At 72.3% G+C, this 804-nt stretch carries 1 protein-coding gene and 1 pseudogene; both read right to left on the bottom strand.

The genetic code is table 11. The annotated features are described in order from the left end of the window. Nucleotides 1–308 (bottom strand): annotated as a pseudogene (locus F3J10_RS35905) (hypothetical protein); the annotation flags it as partial. After that, nucleotides 305–804: DUF4162 domain-containing protein (locus F3J10_RS35900; protein WP_167244072.1), on the bottom strand; the 500-nt coding region annotated here is incomplete at its 5' end. The pseudogene F3J10_RS35905 and the gene F3J10_RS35900, both read right to left, overlap by 4 nt.

Raw genomic sequence — 804 nt, 5'->3', positions numbered from 1 at the left:
TAGCTGCCGATGCGCCAGGCCGTCAGGGCGCACAGCGAGTCGTCGAAGACCGGGCCGATCAGCGCGCGCAGGGAGGCGTTGGTGTCCAGCTGACGGAGCAGGTCGGCGCGTGCGGCGGCGGTGCCGTACAGGCTGGTGAGTGACTTCGGCATGGAGAGGACCATCAGCGCGTTCACCGCGACCCACACCGGGATCATCACGCGGTCGCGGCGCAGTGCGAAGCGCAGCAGGATGCCGGTGCCGGCCAGCTGGCGGGAGCCGCCGGTCCGGGCGTCCCGGGCCTCGGGGGCGAGGGCGGCGGCGGTCACCGTGCCACCTCGTCGGTCTCGTCGGTCTGGGCGGTCTCGGCGGTCGCGGCGGTCTCGTTCTGGTAGTGCCGCAGGAACAGTTCCTCCAGCGTCGGCGGGGTCGAGGTGAGCGACCGCACGCCGGTCTCGCTCAGCGAGCGCAGGACGTCGTTCAGCTTGTCCGTGTCGACCTGGAGGCGGACGCGCCGGCCCTGGACGTCGAGGTCGTGGACGCCGGGCAGGCGGGCGAGCCCGTTCGGCGGGCCCGCGAGCTCGGCGCTGACGCTGGTCCGGGTCAGATGGCGCAGCTCGGCCAGGGAGCCGGTCTCGACCGTGCGGCCCTTGCGGATGATGCTCACCCGGTCGCACAGCTCCTCCACCTCGCTGAGGATGTGCGAGGACAGCAGGATCGTGCGGCCCCGGTCGCGTTCCTCCTCGACACAGCGCTGGAAGACCTCCTCCATCAGCGGGTCGAGGCCGGACGTCGGCTCGTCCAGGATCAGCAGGTCGACGTCCG

The organism is Burkholderia sp. Cy-637, from assembly GCF_011753175.1.
GTDB classification, from domain to species: domain Bacteria; phylum Pseudomonadota; class Gammaproteobacteria; order Burkholderiales; family Burkholderiaceae; genus Burkholderia; species Burkholderia gladioli.
Note: the sequence above shows the minus strand (reverse complement) of the source record. Positions and strands in the feature narration are given on the sequence as shown.